The 1,415-nt window shown below is 72.1% G+C and carries 1 protein-coding gene; it reads left to right on the top strand.

The genetic code is table 11. The features are described 5' to 3' along the window. A partial coding sequence (locus tag FNH08_RS50065; RefSeq protein WP_228034873.1) for a N,N-dimethylformamidase beta subunit family domain-containing protein occupies positions 1-1,401 on the top strand: 1,401 nt, incomplete at its 5' end. Positions 1,402-1,415: the final 14 nt, after the last annotated feature.

Below are 1,415 nucleotides of genomic sequence, written 5' to 3'. Positions count from 1 at the left end.
CCACCTGGCTCCCCACCCGGCTCCCCGCCAGGGGCCCCGCCCGGCTCAACGCCACACAAGGGAGCCCGCGGCACCCGGGTCCCCCGCCCCCGGACCGAGCGCACCCACGTCAACGGCCCCCGCGCCGCCGACGACGTGAACCGCCAGATCAAGGGATTCACGACGACCGGCGCCACGGTCCCCGGTGAGTCGATCGACTTCCACATCACCGTGGACCCGCCGCAGGAGTTCAGCGTCGACATCTACCGGATCGGGCACTACGGGGGCGACGGCGCCAGCAAGGTCACCACCAGCCCCCGCCTCTCCGGCATCGTCCAGCCCCCGCCGCTCACCGCCGACCGCACGGTCTCCTGCCACCACTGGTGGCTCTCCTGGCGTCTGCAGGTCCCGAGCTACTGGAAGATCGGCGCGTACGTGGCCGTCCTCACCACGGCTGACGGCTACCGCTCCCACGTCCCGTTCACCATCCGCGACAACCACCCGGCCGACCTGCTCCTCGTCCTGCCGGACATCACCTGGCAGGCGTACAACCTCTACCCGGAGGACGGCCGCACCGGCGCCAGCCTGTACCACGCCTGGGACGAGGACGGCCGTCTGCTGGGCGAGTCGGACGCGGCGACCACGGTCTCCTTCGACCGGCCGTACGCGGGCGCGGGCCTCCCCCTCCACGTCGGCCACGCCTACGACTTCATCCGCTGGGCCGAGCGCTACGGCTACGACCTCGCCTACGCCGACGCCCGCGACCTGCACGCCGGCCGCGTCGACCCCACCCGCTACCGGGGCCTGGTCTTCCCCGGGCACGACGAGTACTGGTCGCACGCCATGCGCCGTACCACGGAACTCGCCCGCGAGCAGGGCACCTCCCTCGTCTTCCTCTCCGCCAACACCATGTACTGGCAGGTGGAGTTGGCCCCGTCCCCGTCCGGTGTCCCCGACCGCCTGCTGACCTGCCGTAAGCGGAGGGGGCCGGGAAAGCCCGTCCTGTGGCGCGAGATCGACCGTCCTGAGCAGGAAGTGATCGGTATCCAGTACGCGGGGAGGGTGCCCGACCCCCACCCGCTGGTCGTCCGCAACGCGGACCACTGGATCTGGGAGGCGACGGGCGCACAGGAGGGCGACGAGCTGGACGGCATGGTCGCGGGCGAGGCCGACCGCTACTTCCCGCGCGCCCCGCTCCCCGAGCACCAGGGCCGCATCCTTCTCGCGCACTCCCCGTACCCGGACAGCGAGGGAGTCGTCCGCCACCAGGAGACCTCCCTCTACCGGACCCCCTCCGGTGCCTGGGTCTTCGCGTCCGGAACGTTCGCCTGGTCCCCGGCCCTCGACCGCCCCGGCCACGTCGACACCCGTGTCCAACGGGCGACCGCCAACCTCCTCGACCGCATCTGTAAACGGGAATGACCCCCTCCGGACCC

It is taken from the genome of Streptomyces spongiae, from assembly GCF_009377185.1.
GTDB lineage: Bacteria > Actinomycetota > Actinomycetes > Streptomycetales > Streptomycetaceae > Streptomyces > Streptomyces spongiae.
Note: the sequence above shows the minus strand (reverse complement) of the source record. Positions and strands in the feature narration are given on the sequence as shown.